Here is a 20,278-nt window from a genome sequence, read left to right as displayed (position 1 = left end):
TGCCTCTGGTCACTCTTCCGACGAAGGAGGACGCATGACCAGTATGAGTATCCCGGCCGGTGGAGTGGCCGCGGAATCGCGCACCGCCCGGCGCCGCGTCCCGGCGCGGGTCTGGGTCGGCATCGCGGTGCTGGCGGTGTTCGTCCTCGCCGCGCTCGTGGGCCCGCTCCTGCGGCCGTACGACCCGGTCGCGACGGATCTGCCGAACCGGCTCCTCGCCCCCGGCTCGCATACCCACGAGGGCGGGATCGCCTGGCTGGGCACCGACCAGGTGGGTCGCGACCTGCTCGCCAACCTGCTCGCCGGGGCCCGCATCACGCTCCTCGTCGCCGGTGCCACGGTCATCGTGGGGGGAGCCGTCGGTCTCGTCGTCGGGCTGATCTCGGGGTACTTCGGCGGGCCGTTGGACACGATCCTGTCGCGCATCGGTGACGTGCAGCTCGCCTTCCCCTCGATCCTCCTGGCGATCCTGCTCGCCGGCGTCCTCGGCCCGAGCATCACGAACATCGTCATCACGCTCGCGATCACCCGCTGGGTCATCTTCGCCCGCGTCGTTCGCGCGTCGGCCATGTCGACGCGGCGGCTCGAGTTCGTCGACTCCGCGCGGGTACTGGGCTGCGGGCATCTCCGCATCCTCGTCCGGCACGTGCTGCCGTCCTGCTGGCAGCCGCTGCTCGTCGCGGCGACGGTCCAGGTCGGCCTGGTGATGGTCGCCGAGGCGTCGCTGAGCTTCCTCGGCCTCGGGGTGCCGGTCGACACGGCCTCCTGGGGCGCGACGGTCTCGCTCGGGCGCGACTACCTGGGGTCGGCGTGGTGGATCTCCACGGTGCCGGCCGCCGCCCTCGCACTCGTCGTCACCGCGGTCGGCGTGGTCGGCGACGGCTTCCGTGATCTGTCCGACCCCCGGTCCCAGATCTGAACGAGAGGAGCGACCCGATGCCTTCCACCATCGACGAGGTCGCCGGGGCCACCGACGCGCCCCCGGTCGCGCGGCTGCGCGACGTCCACATCGGCTTCGGCGCCCACGGGAGGGAACGCCCGGTCATCCGGGGCGTCGAACTCGACCTCGTGCCGGGACGGGTCACCGCTCTGGTCGGGGAGTCCGGCAGCGGCAAGTCCATGACGACCCTCGCCCTCATGGGCCTGCTGCCCAAGGGCGCGCGCGTCAGCGCCGGGTCGGTCGAGATCGACGGCCAGGACACGGCCGGGTTCACCGACGCGCAGTGGAGGCGGCTCCGGGGCCCGAAGATCGCGATGGTCTTCCAGGACCCGATGGCCGCCCTGAACCCGTCCTTCACGGTCGGGTGGCAGGTGGCCGAGACGTTCCGGCGCCACCGGGGCGCCTCCCGCCGGACCGCCCGGGACCATGCGGTCGCGCTCATGCGGACCGTCGGCATCCCCGACGCCGAGCACAAGTACGACGCCTACCCGCACGAGTTCTCCGGCGGGATGCGCCAGCGCGCGGTGATCGCCATGGCGCTGGCCCTGGAGCCCGAGATCCTGCTGGCGGACGAGCCCACGACGGCCCTCGACGTCACGGTGCAGGCGCAGATCCTGCGGCTGCTCACGACCCGGCAGGCGGAGGCGCGGATGGCGATGCTGCTCGTCTCGCACGACCTGGGGGTGGTCGCCAGCGTCGCGCAGCACGTGGCGGTGATGTACGCCGGCCGGATCGTCGAGGCCGGGCCCCTCGACGAGGTCTACACCCATCCGGCGCACCCGTACACGCGCGGGCTGCTCGACGCCATGCCGGACCCCGGCCGGCCCGGCCGGCTCATGCCCATCGGCGGGCAGCCTCCCGTCCCCGGCACCGTACGGGCCGGCTGCGCCTTCGCGCCACGCTGTCGCTTCGCCACCGAGGTGTGCCGGACCGACGACCCCGAGCCGGTGCCCGTCGCCGGGACCGGCCCGGCGACCTCCACCGGCCACACCGCCGAATGTCACCACACCGCCCGAGTCCTGGGGGCGCAATCATGAACACCGTGCAGGCGAGCCTGCCCGAGGCCGAGACCGCCCTCCTGCGAATCCGCGGGCTGCGCGCCGGATATGCCACGAGAGGCCGCTCCGGGTTCGGCCGGCGTCGCGTCGACGCGGTCGCCGGCGTCGACCTGACGGTCCGGGCGGGTCAGACCGTCTGCGTCGTGGGGGAGTCCGGATGCGGCAAGTCGACGCTGGCCCGATCGATCGTGGGGCTGCTGGACCCGTTCGGCGGGACGATCTCCTTCGAGGACGTCGACCTGTCCGCGGCCGGGCGACGTAAGCGGCACCGGATCGCCCGTGACCTGCAGATGGTCTTCCAGGACCCGTACACCTCCCTGAACCCGCGGATGCGCGTCGCCGACGTCATCGCCGAGGGCTGGCGCGTGCACCGGGGTGTGCTGGCCGCCCGCGAGCACGCCGCCGAGATCGACCGCCTGCTCGCACTCGTCGAACTGGACTCCTCCTATGCCGGACGCCGGTTGCACGAGTTGTCGGGAGGGCAGTGTCAGCGGGTGAGCATCGCGCGGGCACTGGCCCTGCGGCCGAAGCTGATCGTGTGCGACGAGGCCGTCTCCGCCCTCGACGTGTCGGTGCGCGCGCAGATCCTCAACCTGCTCATGGAGCTCCAGGAGGAGCTGGGGATCGCCTACCTGTTCATCTCCCACGACCTCGACGTCGTCCGCCACATCGCGGACGAGGTGGCGGTGATGTACCTCGGCACCATCGTCGAGCACGGTACGGCCGCGCAGGTCTTCGAGAACCCGCGGCACCCCTACACCCGGGCGTTGCTGTCGGCGGCGCCGTCGATCCACGACCGCCCGGGTGACACGGGCGAGCCCGCCCTGATCGGCGAGGTCCCGTCGCCGACGGCGCCGCCGTCGGGGTGCCGGTTCCGGACCCGGTGCCCGATCGCGGCCGACGTCTGCGCCACCGACGTGCCCGAGTTGCGGGTCCACGACGACGGCGACCACGCGGCGGCGTGCCATTTCGCCGGCGAGGGCTCCGGAGCCGCCTCGTGAAGCCGTAGGCCCTCTCAGTCCACGGCCGCCGGGCCGGGTTCTCCGGCGTTGGCAGGGTCTTCGGGCGCGGTGGCCAGCCGGAAGGTCTTGATGGCCAGGTGCAGCAGGAGACGGTCCGCTCCGGAGTCCAGGTCGAGGCCGGTCAGCGTCTTGATCCTGGACAGCCGGTAGTACAGGGTCTGCCGGTGTACGGAGAGGGCCTCGGCGGTGCGCTGGGCATGACCGGCGTGGTCCAGGTAGGTCTCGGCGGTGCGCAGCAGGTCGGCGCGCGCGGGCTCCAGGAGGGGGAGCAGGGCCGGGTCGGCGGGCGGCGCCGTCGGTGTCGCCATCGGGGGCGCGGCGATCAGCCGGTAGGCACCCAAACCGTCCCAGCAGGCCACGGGGCCCAACCGGGGTTCGGCGCGCGTCGCCCGTACCGCCAGCCGGGCCTCCCGCCATGAGTGCCGGGCGTCGGGCAGGTCCGTCCTGGCGCCGCCCACGCCCGCGAGCGTCCGGTCGGAGCCGGCGATCGAATCGAGGAGTCCGGCGGCGATCGTCCGGGCGGGGGCGGTCTCGGCGGGGTCCGGCAGCGGCACGAGAAGCGCCAGGCCACCCGGGCTCCGCCGGGTCAGCACGCCGCCCGGGAGCCGGATCGGGGTGGCTTGCGGGGCGGGGCTCACCCAGACCACGGTGACGGACGCGGAGGCCGACACCGGATGCCGCAGCGCGCCGAGGGTCCGGGCGGCCTCGGCGCGGTCCGCGGCCGAGCCCGACAGCAGCCGCGCGAAGGCCCGCGGCGCGGCCTCCGCCTGCCAGATGTCGGCGGCCAGCAGCCGTCCGGCCCGGGTCGCCAGGGTCATCACCCGGGTCATGCGGGGATCGGCGGGGTCGACGGCGCCGTCGTCCAGGAGCCACAGGTAGCCGTAGACGGCGCCCTCGTGCCGGGCGGGCAGGCACAGCCGCGCGCGGATCCCGGCCGCGGGGTCGGCGGGAGTACGGGTCGGGCCGGTCGCGCGGGCGATCCCGAAGCCCTCGAACCAGGCACGGACCGCCGGGGAGGAGCGGCGGCGCAGGATCGAGCGGGTGCGCACCGGGTCGAGGTCGTCGTCGTGGGAGCTGAAGGCGATGAGGGTGAACTCGCGGTCCTCCAGCGTCACCGGTGCCTGAAGGAGCGCCGACACCTCGTCGACCAGGCTCTGGTAGTCGCTCATTTCATACAAATGTACAAGGCGTGGTGGCCAGGGTCGTGACCGCTGTCGATGGCGGCCGCACCGCCCGGCTCGTACCTTCGAGAGCATCGATGATCCCCGCTTTGACCTGGGAGGTTGCCAGTGCTGGGCCCTGTATTGCTCGCCGCCTCGCGCAGTGACCGGATCCATCGGATCGTCAGTCGAGCCCCCGTGACCCGGCCCGTCGTCGACCGTTTCATCGCCGGGAACGGGCTGCCCGAGGCGCTGGAGGTCGTCGACGCGCTGACCGCCGACGGCATCGAGGTCACCCTCGACCACCTGGGCGAGGACATCACCGACGCCGCCCAGGCCCGTCGCAACCGCGACGCCTACCTCGCGCTGCTGGACGCGCTCGGCGGCAAGGGGCTGGGCGGGCGCGCCGAGGTCTCGGTGAAGCTGTCGGCGTTCGGCCAGGGCCTGCCCGGCGGCCACGACCTGGCCCTGGCGGGCGCGCGCCGGGTCTGCGAGGCGGCCGCGGCGATCGGCACCACCGTCACGCTCGACATGGAGGACCACACCACCGTCGACTCCACCTTGGCGATCCTCGCCGAGCTGCGCCGCGACTTCCCGCGGACGGGCGCCGTCCTGCAGGCGTACCTGTCGCGCACCGAGGACGACGCACGGGCACTGGCCGTCGAAGGGTCGCGGGTGCGCCTGGTCAAGGGCGCCTACAAGGAGCCCGCCTCCGTGGCCTACCAGAGCAAGCGGGACGTGGACCTGGCCTACGCGCGCTGCCTGCGGATCCTGATGGCCGGAGACGGCTACCCCATGATCGGCTCGCACGACCCCCGGATGATCGAGCTGGCCCTCCGGCTCGCCGAGAGGTACGGCCGCTCGCCCGACACGTACGAGTTCCAGATGCTCTACGGCATCCGCGACGCCGAGCAGCGCCGGCTGGCCGCCGAGGGGCGGCGGATCCGCGCCTACGTGCCCTACGGCGCCGACTGGTACGGCTACTTCATGCGCCGCCTGGCCGAGCGGCCGGCGAACCTCGCCTTCTTCCTGCGCTCGTTCACCACCCGCCACTGACCCCCAGGAGGTTCCCATGGACGCCATCACCCGCGTGCCCGCGCCGGTCAACGAGCCGGTGCACGACTACCGGCCCGGCAGCCCCGAGCGCGCCCGGCTGGAGTCCGAGCTGGCCGCGCTGTCAGGCGGCGATGCCGAGCTGACCTGCACGATCGACGGCAAGGAGCGGATGGGCGGCGGCGAGCGGATCCCGGTCGTCCAGCCGCACAGCCACCGTGAGGTGCTGGGCACCACCGCCAACGCCGACCACGCCGACGCGCGGGCCGCCCTGGACGCCGCCCGCCGGGCCGCCCCCGGCTGGCGGGCCCTCGACTTCGACGACCGGGCGGCGATCCTGCTGCGCGCCGCCGACCTGCTGTCGGGGCCCTGGCGGGAGAGGATCGCCGCCGCCACGATGCTGGGCCAGTCCAAGACCGCCCAGCAGGCCGAGATCGACGCGCCCTGCGAGCTGGCCGACTTCTGGCGGTTCAACGTGCACTTCGCCCGCGAGATCCTGGCCGAACAGCCCGTCTCGTCGCCCGGCGTCTGGAACCGCGCCGACCACCGGCCCCTGGAGGGCTTCGTCTACGCGGTCACCCCGTTCAACTTCACCGCGATCGCCGCGAACCTGCCGACCGCGCCCGCCCTCATGGGCAACACGGTGATCTGGAAGCCCTCACCCACCCAGCAGTTCGCCGCGCACTTCACCCTGCGGCTGCTGGAGGAGGCCGGACTGCCGCCCGGCGTGATCAACATGGTCACCGGGGACGGCCGCGCCGTCTCCGACGTCGTGCTGACCGACCCCGACCTGGCGGGCGTCCACTTCACCGGCTCGACCGCGACCTTCCAGCACCTGTGGCGCACCGTCGGGGAACACCTCACCGGCTATCGCTCCTACCCGCGCCTGGTCGGCGAGACCGGCGGCAAGGACTTCGTCGTCGCGCATTCCTCCGCGGACCCGGCGACGCTGGTCACGGCGCTGATCCGCGGCGCGTTCGAATACCAGGGGCAGAAGTGCTCGGCCGCCTCCCGCGCCTACGTGCCGCGCTCCCTGTGGGGGCAGATCAGGGACGAACTGGTCGCCGAGACCGAGGCGCTGACCATGGGGGATGTACGCGACCTTCGCAACTTCGGCGGCGCGGTGATCGACGCTCGGTCCTACGGCCGGCTCGAGGACGTCCTGGAGCGCGCCGCCAAGGACCCGTCCATCGACGTCCTGGCGGGCGGGACCTGTGACGACGAGGTGGGCTACTTCGTCCGCCCGACCGTCCTGGTCTGCGACGACCCGGGCCACGAGGTGTTCCGCACCGAGTTCTTCGGCCCCATCCTCGCCGTCCACGTCTACGACGACGCCGACTACGAGCCGATGCTCGCCCAGCTGGAGTCGGTCAGCCCCTACGCGCTGACCGGGGCGGTCTTCGCCCGGGACCGGGTCGCCATCGCCCGCGCCACCGAGGTGCTGCGGTTCGCCGCCGGCAACTTCTACATCAACGACAAGCCCACCGGCGCGGTCGTCGGCCAGCAGCCCTTCGGCGGCGGACGCGCCTCGGGCACGAACGACAAGGCCGGCTCCGCCCAGAACCTGCTGCGCTGGACGTCCACCCGGACCATCAAGGAGACCTTCGTCCCGCCGGCCGGCCACCGCTACCCGCACATGGGCTGACCCGCCCCATGAGCCACCGGCCCCGCACAACGGCGTGCGGGGCCGGTGCCGGCCGCCCTGGACCGTACGGCGATGCCACGACGACCTCGCTTTCGGGTCTACAGTCACGTAGCGAAGCGGGCGAGGAGTGAAGGGTGTGGCATGGGGGGACTGCAGTCCGGAGGCGGAACGAGTGCCGTCGCCGCGTCGGCGCACGCCGGGTGCGAGCGGTTCCGGCTGACCGATCCGTTCATCACCCGCAGGACCCGCAAGGCGCTGGCCACGCGCATCGGCCACCCCGACACCGGCGCCGGGATCCCCGAGGCACGCTGGACGCGGGCGATGACCTTCGAAAGCCTCGTGCACTCCGAACTCTTCGTCTCCGCACTGCTCACCCAGGCGGTCGGACGGCTCGGCCTCGCCCGCCCCGAGGCCGTCCGCCGGCGCGACTGCCACGGCGACCTCGCCGACACGGCCGACGAACTCGCCCGGTCCCACCGCGAGGCGGAGTCCTCCGGTGCGGCGACCATGCTGACCGCGCTCGCCGTCCCGTACCTCGACCTCGAGTCCGTCCCCGACGCGACCCCCGTCCAACCGGACTTCGCGATCGTCTGCCCCCGGGAGGAGGACGGCCGTACGGTCGGCTCCTGGCTGATCATGGGCGACGCCAAGGACTACGAACGGGTCCGCTCGCGCATCGACGACGGCCGGATGCTCAAGGGCTTCCTGCAGGTCGCGCTGGGTGCCGAGTCCGCCGCCGCCTGGAGCGGGCTGCCGACCGGCATGCGCGTGCACCGCCACGGTGCGCTGGCCGTACCGCGCAACGCCTTCTTGCAGCCCGAGGTCGTCGTGGAGCTGCTGGACGACCACCGGATCGAGGTCCGCACGAGGGCCGATGAGCGGCTGAAGGCCAAGGCCGAGCTCGGCACCGGGTTCCCGGCGGAAGCGGAACTCGTCCCGTACGTCGCCGGGCTGACCGCGGACTTCGATCCGCGCGGCTGCGTGACCTGCAACCTCTTCTCGTACTGCCGGTCGGAGCTGCGCGAGTCCGACGACCCGCGCGCCGTCCTCGCCGAGATCGGGGTCGACCGTCTCCGGCGTCCCGCCGTGGCGGGGCTCGTGACCGGTGAGAGCACCGACGGGCCCGCGCCGCGAAGCATCGTCGACCAGGTGCGCGCCACCGTCACGGGCCTGCCGTCCTGGACCGGGCGGCTGCGCGTCGACCCGTGCGGCCTGCCGGGCACCGTCGACCTCGTCCTCGTGAAGTCGGACGCGTCGGCTCTGGGAGTGCACGGTGTGGCCGTGCGGAAGGTAGGGGCCGACGGACCGGCCGCCTGGGCGCGGCGGGTGTTCCCCGACCCGCAGTCCCCGTTCACCCGCCGGGCCGTGATGCGGATCCTCGGCGCGGCCGTCCGCGAGCTCCGGGAGGCGGGGGTCGGACCGGTTCACCTGGTCGTCCCGGACCGGTCCACCGCCGACCTGCTGGCCACCGCCGCGGACTCCCTGGCCGGGGTCGAACTCAGCCGCCTCCGTTGGCAGCACGACCTGGACAGCGGCCGCCCGGCCCTCACCTTCGACGGGGAGCCGGCCACACTGCCGGAGCCGCTGCACGACGACGAGCGGCTCGCGGTCAGCTTCCTCCTGGAGGAGGACCGGGCCCGCGCCATGAGCCTGCGCACGCCCATCGTCGACGTACGGGCCGTGCTCGCCACCCACGTGACGCCCGGTGGCCCGGCCGTCGACGCCGGCCGCCTGGACTACCTCCTCACCTGGGCGGAGGCCACCGACCCGCTGGACCACCGCGAGGTCTCCGACGTCATCGCGCAGCAACCGGAGACCCCCGGCGCCCGGCTGTCCAACGTCGCGTCCGACGCGATCGACAAGGCGCGGCGCGAGGAGGACCCGGAGGCGTACAAGGCGCTCGTCGGCGCGGCTCTGGACTACCGCGTCCAGGTGCTCGAGAGGGCGCAGCGCGTGCTCGGGGGAGTGGGGGTCTCCCGGCTGCGTGAGGTGCACCGCGTCCTGGAGGCCGACGCGCAGGAGGTCTGGGGCCGCCGTGTCGCACTGCAGGCCTCCGACCTCGTCCGCTTCTCCCGGATGTACTCGCACTGGCGCAACGCCCATGTCGACCTGCTGGACGCCGATCGCAAGTGCTTCGACCAGCTCACCTGTCTGGTCGACACCTCGGTCGCACGCGACAGGGCGGCCGACGCCGGGATCCGCGAACTGGCCCTGGCGACCGTGATCGGCCTCGACCCCATCCGGCTCAACGTGCAGTCCCGGCGTCTGGGCGACGGGTCGGAGGTCGTCGCCCTGCACGTGGGCGACCGTGCCGTCGTCGAGCAGCCGGCCACGACCTTCAAGATTCAGCGAGGGTCTTTCAAGCTCGGCGGGTTGCCGATCGGGGCGCTCAGGCGTCTCGACGGCGTCGAGGGACTCCTCTGGGACCCCGAGGTCGTCCCCGACCTGATGGTCGGCGACACCCTGGTCCTGGCGGACGCCACCTGGTTCACGCGGTTCAAGTCAGGCCATGAGCTCGCGGTGAAGCGGCCGTCCCCGGACGACCGGTCCGCTCCGAAGGTCACCTGCACCCCGGAGGCCTACGCCGAGGACCCGGAAGAGCACCAATGGTGCTGCCGGCCGCACACGGTCGCCGAGGCGGAATGGGCGGACACGCTCGCGGAGCGCCGATCCCTCGGTGAGCTCAACCCGGAGGTCTGGCCGCCGCTGGTCGACGAAGAACGGTTCGACGTCAGACCGCCTGAGGAAGTACCGCTCCTCGTGGTGCCCATGCCCGTCCCCGACGAGCTGACCATCGACGACCTGGACTGAACGGGAATGACGATCACCTTCTCGGCCCCCGCCGTACCGCCTGAGGACGCGCTCCACCACGAGTCCGCGGCCGAGGGCAACATCGAGGCCGCGCAGCGAGCCATCTCCGCGCTGCTGTCGGCCCTCGAGGGCACCGCCGACTACGACAGGATCCTGCTGCGCGCCGCCGCCGGCGCCGGGAAGTCCTACGCGCTCGTCCGTATGGTCCGCGAAGCCCTCGCCCATGAGAACTGCGCCAGGGTGGGCGTCACCGCGTTCGCGAACAAGCAGGTGTTCCCGCTCGCCGGCGAACTGGGCAGAGAGCTGGGCGCCTCCCGGGTCTGCCTGTTCGTGGCCAAGGACAGGCTGCCCGAGGTGCCGCAGGACGTGCTGGACCGGGTCTCCGTCGCGACCTCCGCCGGCGGTGTCCCCGACACGTGCGACGTGGTCCTCGGAACCTCCCACAAGATGGGAGCGTGGGGGGAGCCCCAGCGGTTGCTCGACCGCCTCGGTCCCGGCGTCAACGCCACGCTGCCGTTCGACGTGCTGTTCGTCGACGAGGCCTGGCAGCTCCCCCTCCACCGCTACGCGACCGTGCAAGGACTCGCTCCGCTGTCCGTCGGGGTCGGCGACGTCGGCCAGCTGCCGCCGATCGACCCCGGCCAGAACCCCTGGCGCGGCGACCCCGGTTACAACCCCTACCGGGCCTGGCCGACCGCGTACGAGAACGACGAGAAGACCTTCGCCGTGGACCTCCCCGCGGTATGGCGCCCGACGGCCGCGCAGCTTCCCCTCTGGCGCGCCTTCTACGGTGACTGGGACCGGCTGGACTGCGTGGCGGCCCCGGGCGACCGGACCGTCGAACCGCCGGCCATGACCGGACCCGCCGCCGCGGTCTGGGAGTCCGTCGCCACCGGGACGCCGACCCTGCTCGAGGTCGAGGGCCTGCCGGATCCCGAGGCGCCGGACATCGACCCGGACCTGCTCGGGGTGGTCGAGCAGGTGCTCATGCCCTTCCTGGAGGGCGGGTTCGCGATCACGCGTCGACGGTACGACGGCGTCGGCAGGCCCCTGAACGAGGAGCGGATCACCTCCGGCGCGCCGTCCGGGGACCCTCTGATCGTCGTCCTCGCCACGCGCAACCAGGCCGTGGACGACGCGACCGCGATGGTCGAACGCCTCACCGACAAGTACGGTCTGCCGGAGGGCGTGCTGCTCGCGTCGACGGTGGACTCCTGGCAGGGGCAGACCAACGCCATCACCGTCGCCGTCCACCCGCTGTCCGGCGCCGACCGGCTGGACGAGTTCAACTCGGCGTTCGGCCGGCTCGCCGTCACCTGCACCCGGGCCACCCACGGACTCCTGATGGTGTCCCGGGCCGGCCTGGACGACCTGCTGGGCGAGGCTCCGGCCCGGCCGGGTACGCCTCTGGGCGAGCCCGGAAACCGGTCTCTTCCCCGCCAGACCCACCAGCGGATCCTCACGACCTTCAGCCGCGCGACGCTGCGCCTCGGCCCCGCGTCATCGTGAACGCCGGTCGAACGTCGCATCTCCGTCGGCGGGAGTGTGAGAGGCAGGCGATCTGCGGGTCGATCACCTGGTGACGTGCGCCGGGGTGAACGTGACGGGTAGGGCGGTCAGGCCGCGCATCTGCATGGACGGCCGCCAGCGAAGTTCGTCGGGGGAGACGGTGAGCCTGACGTCGGGGAGCCGGTCCAGGAGCACTTCGACGGCCGTTTGGGCGATGATCTCGGCGATCTCCGGTGCCGGGTGCGGGCATCCGTGTTCACCATGGGCGAAGGCCATGTGGGCGTGGTTTCCGAGCGCACCGGCGGAGGACTCCGGCCGCACCTGCGGGTCGGCGTTCGCGCCTGCCAGGCCGAGGACGATGCCGTCACCGGCCTTGATGAGCCGGCCGCCCAGGTGCGTGTCCTGGGTCGCCCATCTGCCCAGGCTGTTCTGCCCAGGGGTGTCCTCCCAGAGCACCTCGTTCAGTGCCTGACCGGCGCTGCGGCGCCCACCGGACAGGGTCACTGCGAACCGGTCGTCGGTGAGCATGAGCCGCAGGGTGTTGCCGATCCAGTTGGCCATGGCGTCCTGGCCGGCGGTCATGGTGATGATGAGGTCGTGGGTGAGTTCTTCGTCGGTGAGCCCCGCGGGGTGGTCCAGCAGGCGTGAGGGGATGTCCGGACCGGGCCGCTCTCGCTTGGCCGCCAGCAGCCGCAACATCGCCGCGGCGAACCGCTGGTAGGCCTCGATGGCTCCGTCACCGCCGTTCATCGCCGCCATCACGTCGCGCGCGAGGTCGGGTGCCTCGGTCTTCGGCAGGCCGAACAGCTCGGCCGAGACGAGGACCGGCATCGGGTGGGCGTACCTCGCCATCAGGTCCGCCTCGCCGCGGGCGGCGAAGGAGTCGATCAGTTCGTCGGCGATCCGCTCGCACTGCGACCTGAGCTCGAACTGGTCGACCGCGGCGAGGGCGGCACTGATCGCCGCGGAATGCCGCTGGTGCTCGGGCCCATCGGTGAACAGCACCGATGGCTGGTAGGCGATGAACGCCATCAAGGGCCAGTCGGGCGGGATGCGGTCCCAGGCGTTCCAGCGGCGGGAGTCACGCACGAACAGCTTCGGGTTGGACAGCACGTGGTAGAGCTCCCGATACCCGATCACCAGCCATGCGGGCACGTCGCCTTCGAGCAGGACCGGCACGACCGGACCATGCGTCCTCCGCATCTCCCGGTACAGCTCGGTCGGGTTCTCCTGATACTGCGGGCCGTACAACCGAACGGCGTCCGCGTGCGCGAGGTGTTCCGCCGGCGGGGTGCCGGCGGGGCGCGCTTCATCGGCCGGCGACTGAGCGTCGGTCATCATGTCCCTCCACGAAGGTCCGTTCGGTGCCGCTGACCGGCTGGCGCTGCGTCTTCGACGGGTTTCAGTCGAAGACAAGCCGTCCCACCTTGTTGGCGGTCAGCTCGGCGAACCAGATCGAGCCGGGCTGCTCGTTGTTGATGTCGCAGGGACTGGACAACGAGGAGGGAGTCGCATAGGACTCGGCCTGGTGCGTCACGGGATCGAAGCTGCCCATCTTGTTGCCCAGGCCGACGCTGCCGGCGAAGTTCAGTGAGAAGTACAGCCTCCCGTCGCTGCCGGTCACGATCGGCCCGGGGATGGGGAGGGGGTTGCCGATACCGCCGCCGTCGAACAGGCTGCCGAGCAGGCCGCCGAGCCCGAACAACGGGAACTCCTGGATCCGCCCGGTCTCCGGGTCGATACGAGCCAGCTTCATGGCCAGTTCCTCGGTCACCCAGATCGCGCCGTCGGGACCGGTCGTGACACCGAGCGGGAACGATCCCGGTGTGGGCATTCTGTACTCGGTGACCGCCTTGGTATCCACGTTGATCGAGAAGACCTTGTTCTCCAGCGGCAGGTCGGTCACCACGGTGCGCCCCGGCCCTGGCTTGATGATCCCGAACAACGCCTGTTGTGCTCCGGTGGCCGTGGGCAAGGGGTACTTGGTCATCTGGTGGGTCGCCATGTCGATGCGGCCGACCGAGTTCAGCCCGCCGAGCGTGAACCACATCGCGCCATCGGCACCCTTGGTGATGTCGTTCGCCAAGCCGAGCCCGGTGTGCAGGGGAAGTTCCAGCCCGGACGTGTTCAAGGCGCCGGCCCAGGGAAGCGGTATTTCCTGCATGGCGCCGGTGTCGGGGTCGATCCGTAGCAGGCTGTTGCCCGTCACCTCGGTGGACCAGATGGCGTCGTCCTGCCCGATCTCCTCGCCGCCCGGGACGGACAACGGCATGGGCGTGCGGAACTCCGCGAAGTGCCCGGTGGCCGGATCGAAGCGGGTGAACTGCCCGGCCAGGTACTGCTCGACCCAGAGCCGGCCGTTGCCGTCGAATTCGACCTCACACGCCCCCGACAGCGGCCCGGTCGGCAACGGACCGTACTCGACGACATGAGGCACCGCCGCCCGTGCGGCGGTGGCGGGGACGACCGCCGCGGCAGTAGTGATGACGGCGGCGCACAGCCGGCCGATCAGCCGACAGGTGGCGCGCGGCGCACGCTCGCGCGGACCACGAGGTGAACGTGTGGTAGCCGGTGGCATCACTACATCCTTCCGATCGAACGGTCGGTCCGCCCGGGAAGAAGTACCGCAACGGCCGGGCGAGCGGACCAGAGCCTAAAGGAGAGATGCATCCACATACGAGCTCAGCACCACATTGAGTCGTATTTGCCAGCAATATGCGTATTGTCGTTCTTGTGATTTTTGTGCCCGTGATCGAAGTTTCCGATTATGGCCGACGGTCGACTCGCCCAGCTTGGCTGACAGCCCGGCGCCTCGACCCGCGGGCAGGACGATCTGGGACATCGCGGAAGCGTTACTATCGGCCGTCACCTCGTTGATCAGCGTCTGTGGAGGAAGGGCCCCCTCGGGGAACCTCAGGTCGTCCCGGCGAACGCCGGCCAGAGGGAAGGGCACGTCGCCGTGTGCTTTCTCGCGGACGTGGGATGGCCGATATAGGCGACCCACCGGCAAAGCCGAAGCCCTCGCCGGCGCGCGGCCGGCGAGGGCTTGCGGTCGCCGCCCGTGTGTTCGGGTAACCAGCCCGAGAGCGGCGAATGTGTCCTAACCAGGCAAGGTTGAAGGACGTCTTTCAGCCTAGACGGTACTGCGGGGCTTGAGCCGGCTCACGCGATGCCGGAGGAACCGGGCCGTGCGGGTGACGGCAAGAGCGGCCTCCCTGCTCGGCCGAGGGGAGGCCGGTCATCTTGGACGGTCGCCCGGTCGGTGACGTCGACCGGCAGGGCCAGCGCGGTCCCGCCGGCCGCGGTGATGTCGGCCGCCGGCGCAGTGATCTTGTCCTTACGGCGCGCCAGGAGGGCGACGCCGGCCCCCAGCTGGGCGAGTCGCCGGGCTGTGGCCGCGCCCGTCCCGCTTGAGGCGCCGGTGACCACGGCGATGGGCTGTTGTGCTCGCCCCACAGGGTGGCGGCGGACGAACTTTTCGTCGTAGACGCAGAAGCCGCCCATGTCGTCGCGGTCGTCGCGGATCTCCTCCGGCAGCGTCACCACCCGGGTGGCCTGGTCGGTGTCGGGGTCGACCTCCACCATCACCGGCATGACGTAGCGCACCCATCGGTGCCTTTGCGGGCTGTCCCGGTCCTCGATGACGACGAGCTGGTCGACGGCGTCGTCCAAGGCCGGGGAGCTGCTGCTGTGGTTCGTTCATGCGCGGCAGAGTGGGCCCACCACTCGGGTCCGTGTGCCAGACGCACAGCCGCGCCAGTTCGGGCTGGGGACACGTTCGGGAAAAGGACGCCTACTCCTGTGGCTGACCGTCTGGGCGAGGCTGCCACCAGCCCTCTGACTTCTGTGACCAGTGCCACTTTGACCTGTCGTCTGTGGAGCCTGCCATGTGCCGGGTCGCGCCGACAGTCTTCGTCCGTGGCGTTCAAAAGAGCGCCGCGGAAGACCACACAACCGAGAGGAACAACAATGTCCGATATTTCGGGCACGGGCGGAGCTGACTCCGCACGAGGGGGACCGCCAGGCAGCGATCCTGAAGCGGCTCAGCCGGATCTGAACCCGTTCCGCTCGCTGCGGAACCGCAACTACCGGCTGCTCACGACAGGTCAGGGCGTCTCCAGTATCGGCAGTTGGATGCAGTTAACCGCCCAGGACTGGCTGGTGCTGGACCTGACGCACGGCAGCAGCGCCGCGCTCGGCATCACGGCCGGCCTGCAGCTATTGCCGACGGCCCTGTTCAGCCTGTACGGCAGCGTCCTGGCCGACCGGTACCGCAAACGGCGCGTCCTCATGATCACCCAGGCGGTGATGGGCGCGCTCGCGCTGGTGCTCGGCCTGCTCACCGTCACCGGCTCCGCCAGCGTGTGGGATGTGTACGCTCTGGCGTTCGGCCTCGGCCTGGCCATAACGGTGGACAGCCCGGCCCAGATGGCGTTCGCGGTCGAGGTGGCGGGACCCCGTGACGTGTCCAGCGCCATCGGCCTGACCAGCGCGTTATTCAACACGACGAAAATTCTCGGCCCAGCCGTCGCCGGCGTACTGATCGCCGCCGTCGGCACTGGTCCGGTCTTCCTCATCAATGCCGCGTCGTTCGGCGCCATGGAACTCGGGCTCTACCTCATGCGTGAGGATGAGCTGTACGTCAAGGATCCGGTGCCACGGGCAAAGGGCCAGCTGCGCGAGGGCTTGCGCTACGTCCAGGAGCGCCGCGACCTGGTGATGCTGATGATCATCGTGCTGTTCGTCTCCGCGTTCGGCATGAACTTCACGGTGACGGATGCGCTGATGAGCCGGGAGGTCTTCCATGCCGGAGCCTCGTCGTTCGGCCTTGTCTCGGCGATGATGGCCATCGGTGGGCTGGTCGGCTCGCTGCTCTCCGCGCGCCGGAGTCAGCCGAGTATGCGGGTCATGCTGGCCGCAGCGGCAGTCTTCGGGCCACTCGAGACCGTGGCCGGACTCGTGCCGGACTATTGGGCGTTCGTGGCCATGCAGTTGCCTTTGGGCATGGCGTTGATCATGTTCAGCACAACGGCCTACTCGCTCGCGCAGCTGAGTGTTCCGGAGGAGATGCGCGGCAGAGTGATGGGCCTGTACCTGCTGGTGATCGCCGTGAGCGCCCCGATCGGCTATCCCCTGATCGGCTGGCTGGCCGAGATATTCGGGCCACGCTCGACCCTGATCATCGGCGGACTCGCGTCCCTGGCCTCAGTGGTGGGCACCGTCGCCTTCATGGCGCCGGTGGCCGCAACGCTGATCGCTCGCGGAACGGCGACGCGGGCCTGAACAACACGGTCGGCACACAGTGCCGGCTCAGCTCACACTCAACGAGTGCTCCAACGCAGGGCCCGGCGTCAGCCGGGCCCTGCCCATGGGATGACTGGAGAGAAATCGCAGGATTCGGAGTTCCGCGTCCCGACCTGGTGGCCGACGACGACAAACGCGCCGTGATCCTGTTTGCTCGTCGTTTGCTCGTATGTCGCGACACGGTTCGGCAGCACCCGGTACGGACTCGGGCTGGTCCGCCTGAGTTGGGGCGGCGAAGGTGGACTTAAACGGCACGTAGCGGCAGCGGGCGGGGGCCAGGCCCCTGGCAGGCGTGGATGTCGGTGGCTTGGCGTTTAATCGGGGGGTGGACGTAGGGGAGCGCATCGCTGAGCTGGTCGCTGAGGTCAAGCGGCTGAACGACCTGTATTACGGCACGGGTGATAGCCCACTGCCAGATGCCGATTACGACGCGTTGAAGGATGAGCTTTCGGCGCTCGTCGCTGAGCATCCGGAGCTGGAGCCGGCCGATAGCCCGCTCGGTGAGGTCAACGCGCCGTCGGAGTTGACCGGTCCGACGGTGCGGCACGCGCGTCCGATGCTCTCGCTGGCGAAGGCGACGAGCGAGGAGCAGATCCGCGTGTTCTGCGAGCGCTTCGGCGGCCAGGTCTTCCGTGTGTCGGAGAAGCTCGACGGGCTTTCGCTCAGCGTGGTCTACGTCGACGGGAGCCTGGACCATGTCGCTACACGCGGCACGGGCACGGTCGGTGAGCTGGTGACCGAGAAGGTGCGCCATGTGATTCCCGGTCTGCCGGTCAGGATCGAGGCGCCTGGGCGGGTGGAGGTCCGTGGCGAGGCGGTGATGTTGCGGTCGGTGTGGGCTGCCTACAACGAGGCGCACCCGGACCGGACGCTGACCAATCCGCGGTCGGGCGCGGCGGGGACGCTGGTGCTGAAGGATCCTGTGGCGGCGGCGAACGCCAAGCGGCTGCTGCGGTTCTTCGCGTTCGGTGCCGATCGTGATGGCGCCGCGCTGGAGATCCCGGCGGATTTCGAACCGGTAGCCCAGTACGTGTGCGCGAGCGTCGCGGACGTGATGGAGGCGATCGATGAGATCGGTCGTCGCCGAGACGGCCTGGATTACGACATCGACGGTGCGGTCGTACGGTTGCATGAGCCGGCGGCGTTCGACGCGGCGGGATTCAACAGCGCCGAGCCGCGTGGGGCGATCGCGTTCAAGTATCCGCCGGAGGAGAAGCTGACGAGACTGCTGTCGGTCGAGTGGCCGGTGGGCAAGATCGGCCGGGTTGCGCCGCGCGCGAGGGTCGCACCGGTGTTCGTCGGCGGAGTGACGGTGGAGAACATCACGCTCCACAACCCGAGGTTGATCCGCGAGCGCGACCTGCGGATCGGAGACACCGTGGCGGTCGTGCGGCGCGGCGACGTGATCCCGTTCGCAGGCCGCTCGCTGCCGGAGGAACGCGACGGGACCGAGGTCGAGATCGTCCCGCCGACGCACTGCCCGTCGTGCGGCTCGGAGTTGCAGGTCCGTGGCACCGGTGAGGAGCGCTGGTGCGTGAACCTGCAGTGCCCGGCGCAGGCGACGCGTCGGCTGATGCACTGGGCCTCACGGCAGGCGGCAGACATGGAGGGCGTCGGCGACGTCTGGATTGAGAGGCTCGCCGAAGACGGTGTGCTCAAGCGCCGCAGCGACTTTTATGACCTGACGGCCGAGCAGTTGCTCGGCTATGAGCGGATGGGCGAGGTCAGCGCTAAGAACATGGTCGACTCGATCACGTCCTCCAAGGGTATGGGGCTGCGGCGCGCATTGATCGGGCTGGCGATCCCGATGGCTTCCGAGGGCACCGCCAAGCGCCTGTGCCTGGCCGGCTACGAGCGCATCGAGGACATCATGGCGGCGACGGTCGAGGACCTGGTGGCGATCCGTGACATCGGCCCGAAGGTCGCCGAAAGCGTCGTCGCCTTCTTCGCTCGCCCGCAGGTCCAGGAGGAGATCGCCATGCTGCGTGAGCGCGGCGTGGACCTCGACGTCCTGGATGAGGACCGGCCGGTCGACGCCGCGGCCGCGGGCGACTCGCCGCTGAAGGGCAGGTCGGTCGTGATCACCGGCGCGTTCACCGACCCACGCTCGGGCGCGAAGATCAGCCGCCCGGACGTCACCCGCCTGGTCGAGCAGGCGGCGGCCACGACCGCCTCGTCGGTCTCGGCCACCACCGACTACCTGCTCGCCGGCGAGAACGTCGGCGCGTCCAAGACCGGCAAGGCCGACAAGCTCGGCGTCACGATCGTCCGGCAGGACGAGCTGTGGCAGTGGCTGGCCGAGGCCGGCGTGCTTTAACGCGTGAGTCGGCTCCTCTCGGTACGGGGAGGTCTACGGGTGCGACGCGCCCGCGTGGGCCGCAGCCGGGCGGTGCGCGGGACCCGTCAGGTCAGCCGGGCCCGCCGCACCTCGTTCCGCAACTCGCCCAGTCGGCTGACCCGGGTGACGATCACATCGCCGTCTTTCAGGAAGATCTGCGGCTCGTGCGCGCTGCCGATCCCGCTCGGCGTACCGGTGAGGACCACGTCCCCGGCGCGCAGGGTCATGCCCCTGCTCAGCTCGGCGATGACCTGGGCGAACGAGAAGGCCATCTGAGCGCTGGAGGCGTTCTGCAGCAGAACGCCGTTGACCTCACACTGCACCCGCAGGCCTTCGAGATCGTCGATCTCGTCGGCGGTCGTGAGCCATGGGCCGAGCGGCATCGTGCCGTCGATGCTCTTGCCCTTGAGCCATTGGCCGCCGTGCGCCCGCTGCAGATCGCGCTGGGAGACGTCGTTGGCCACGAGGTAGCCGAAGACGTGCTCGAGCGCCTTCTCCTCCGGGATCGACCGGCCGTCGCGGCCGATGACGAGGGCGATCTCGGCCTCGTAGTCCCACTTGGCGGACAGTTCGGGGTCGGAGGCGATCTCGTCGGCGGGCCCGATGACGGTGCCGGGGCCCTTGGTGAAGAACGCGGGGTGCTCCGGGCGCTGGGGTGGGTCCTGACCCTCTCGCATGCCCTGGGACTCCTCGAAGTGGTCCCAGTAGTTCCACCCGGTGCACAGGATGTCGCGGTTGAAGGGGTGCAGCGGCGACTCCAGGCGTACCTCGCGGAGCGGCACGGGGCGGGCGTCGGCGAGCGCGGCCCGTACCGCGTCGAGCGCCGCCGGGCCGCCGCGCACGATGTCGTCGACCGTGCCGATGGCGGAGGGCAGCAGTGCCACCATGCCTTCGGCCTCGTTCACGGCTCCGGCTCGCCGTGTGCCGTCGACGGTGACAGAGGCGAGTCTCATTTCCGCGGCCCCTCGGGACCCGGTTCGGGCAGCGGCGCCGGTGGTACGAGCCGGTGTTCCGGGATCACGGCCACGCCCAGGATCTCGATCATGGCCTCCGGCTGCCACAGGGCGGTGCAGCCGATCCCGGCCATGGCCGGGTAGACGGGACCGGCGAGCTCGCGCCAGACCCGGCCGATCTCCTTGCCGTGAGCCTGGTAGTCGGGGATGTCGGTGAGGTAGAGCGTGATGCTCACCAGGTCCTCGGGTTCGCCTCCCACCGCGCGGAGCGTGGTCAGCACATTGCCGAACGCCTGGCGGAACTGCTCGACGATGCCGCCAGGAACGATCTCCATGTCGGCGTTCAGGGCGGTCTGTCCGCCCAGGTAGAGCGTGTTTCCGGTGAGGGTTCCATGCGAGTATCCGCTTGGCGCTGGCAGGGCACTCGGGTTCACGGCGACGGGCGTCATACGGCCTCCCGTTGGGATGGGTCGAGCTCCGGTTCG

15 protein-coding genes are annotated in these 20,278 nt (G+C 70.9%); 9 read left to right on the top strand and 6 right to left on the bottom strand.

Annotated features, from left to right (window positions below; genetic code table 11):
• The first annotated feature begins 34 nt into the window (after positions 1-34).
• Genes AB0L00_RS15090 through AB0L00_RS15080 form a run of 3 tightly spaced genes read left to right on the top strand, consistent with a single transcriptional unit; the run spans position 35 to position 2,999 of the window.
• Positions 35-919: an ABC transporter permease gene (locus tag AB0L00_RS15090; protein ID WP_364433504.1), complete on the top strand. Its 885-nt coding sequence runs from the start codon at positions 35-37 to the stop codon at positions 917-919.
• Positions 920-936: 17 nt separating this feature from the next.
• Entirely contained in the window at positions 937-1,977 is a 1,041-nt protein-coding gene (locus tag AB0L00_RS15085) for an ABC transporter ATP-binding protein (RefSeq protein ID WP_364433501.1), read from the top strand.
• Entirely contained in the window at positions 1,974-2,999 is a 1,026-nt protein-coding gene (locus tag AB0L00_RS15080; RefSeq protein ID WP_364433499.1) for an ABC transporter ATP-binding protein, read from the top strand. Before AB0L00_RS15085 ends, AB0L00_RS15080 begins: the two co-directional genes overlap by 4 nt.
• A gap of 14 nt (positions 3,000-3,013) precedes the next feature.
• Here AB0L00_RS15080 and AB0L00_RS15075 read toward each other — a convergent pair whose 3' ends face one another.
• The gene (locus AB0L00_RS15075) at positions 3,014-4,189 is read right to left on the bottom strand and encodes a helix-turn-helix domain-containing protein (protein WP_364433497.1); all 1,176 of its coding nucleotides are present in this window, start codon (positions 4,187-4,189) and stop codon (positions 3,014-3,016) included.
• 120 nt (positions 4,190-4,309) lie between these two features.
• Here AB0L00_RS15075 and AB0L00_RS15070 point away from each other — a divergent pair, with 120 nt between their 5' ends.
• The 4 genes from AB0L00_RS15070 to AB0L00_RS15055 all read left to right on the top strand — a co-directional run bounded on the left by AB0L00_RS15070 (position 4,310) and on the right by AB0L00_RS15055 (position 11,198).
• Entirely contained in the window at positions 4,310-5,236 is a 927-nt protein-coding gene (locus AB0L00_RS15070; protein WP_364433494.1) for a proline dehydrogenase family protein, read from the top strand.
• A 16-nt stretch (positions 5,237-5,252) separates the two neighbouring features.
• Positions 5,253-6,878, top strand: a complete 1,626-nt coding sequence (gene pruA / locus AB0L00_RS15065; protein WP_364433491.1) for an L-glutamate gamma-semialdehyde dehydrogenase — start codon at positions 5,253-5,255, stop codon at positions 6,876-6,878.
• A gap of 141 nt (positions 6,879-7,019) precedes the next feature.
• Positions 7,020-9,689: a hypothetical protein gene (locus tag AB0L00_RS15060; RefSeq protein WP_364433488.1), complete on the top strand. Its 2,670-nt coding sequence runs from the start codon at positions 7,020-7,022 to the stop codon at positions 9,687-9,689.
• A gap of 6 nt (positions 9,690-9,695) precedes the next feature.
• Positions 9,696-11,198 carry a hypothetical protein gene (locus tag AB0L00_RS15055; protein WP_364433485.1) on the top strand — a complete coding sequence of 501 codons (1,503 nt, stop codon included), beginning with the start codon at positions 9,696-9,698 and terminating at the stop codon, positions 11,196-11,198.
• A gap of 63 nt (positions 11,199-11,261) precedes the next feature.
• On the opposite strand, the gene AB0L00_RS15050 is transcribed toward AB0L00_RS15055, so the two are convergent.
• The 3 genes from AB0L00_RS15050 to AB0L00_RS15040 form a co-directional block, all read right to left on the bottom strand.
• On the bottom strand, positions 11,262-12,536 hold the full coding sequence (locus tag AB0L00_RS15050; RefSeq protein ID WP_364433482.1) for a cytochrome P450: 1,275 nt from the start codon (positions 12,534-12,536) through the stop codon (positions 11,262-11,264).
• Positions 12,537-12,600: 64 nt separating this feature from the next.
• Positions 12,601-13,776 carry a hypothetical protein gene (locus tag AB0L00_RS15045; RefSeq protein WP_364433480.1) on the bottom strand — a complete coding sequence of 392 codons (1,176 nt, stop codon included), beginning with the start codon at positions 13,774-13,776 and terminating at the stop codon, positions 12,601-12,603.
• Positions 13,777-14,360: 584 nt separating this feature from the next.
• Positions 14,361-14,870: an SDR family NAD(P)-dependent oxidoreductase gene (locus AB0L00_RS15040; RefSeq protein ID WP_364433477.1), complete on the bottom strand. Its 510-nt coding sequence runs from the start codon at positions 14,868-14,870 to the stop codon at positions 14,361-14,363.
• Positions 14,871-15,167: 297 nt separating this feature from the next.
• On the opposite strand from AB0L00_RS15040, the gene AB0L00_RS15035 reads away from it, so the two are divergent.
• Both AB0L00_RS15035 and ligA read left to right on the top strand, forming a co-directional pair.
• A complete protein-coding gene (locus AB0L00_RS15035; RefSeq protein WP_364433475.1) occupies positions 15,168-16,481 on the top strand; it encodes an MFS transporter in 1,314 nt (437 codons plus the stop codon).
• Positions 16,482-16,827: 346 nt separating this feature from the next.
• Positions 16,828-18,819: an NAD-dependent DNA ligase LigA gene (gene ligA / locus AB0L00_RS15030; protein ID WP_364433473.1), complete on the top strand. Its 1,992-nt coding sequence runs from the start codon at positions 16,828-16,830 to the stop codon at positions 18,817-18,819.
• Positions 18,820-18,905: 86 nt separating this feature from the next.
• On the opposite strand, the gene AB0L00_RS15025 is transcribed toward ligA, so the two are convergent.
• Both AB0L00_RS15025 and AB0L00_RS15020 read right to left on the bottom strand, forming a co-directional pair.
• Positions 18,906-19,793 (bottom strand): fumarylacetoacetate hydrolase family protein, encoded by an 888-nt coding sequence (locus tag AB0L00_RS15025; RefSeq protein ID WP_364433470.1) that lies wholly within the window; start codon positions 19,791-19,793, stop codon positions 18,906-18,908.
• Positions 19,790-20,242, bottom strand: coding sequence for a RidA family protein (locus AB0L00_RS15020; protein ID WP_364433467.1), 453 nt, complete (start codon positions 20,240-20,242; stop codon positions 19,790-19,792). The genes AB0L00_RS15025 and AB0L00_RS15020 overlap by 4 nt, the downstream gene beginning before the upstream one ends.
• Between the last annotated feature and the right edge of the window lie 36 nt (positions 20,243-20,278).

It is taken from the genome of Actinoallomurus sp. NPDC052308 (genome assembly GCF_040679195.1).
Classification (GTDB): Bacteria; Actinomycetota; Actinomycetes; order Streptosporangiales; family Streptosporangiaceae; genus Actinoallomurus; species Actinoallomurus liliacearum.
Note: the sequence above shows the minus strand (reverse complement) of the source record. Positions and strands in the feature narration are given on the sequence as shown.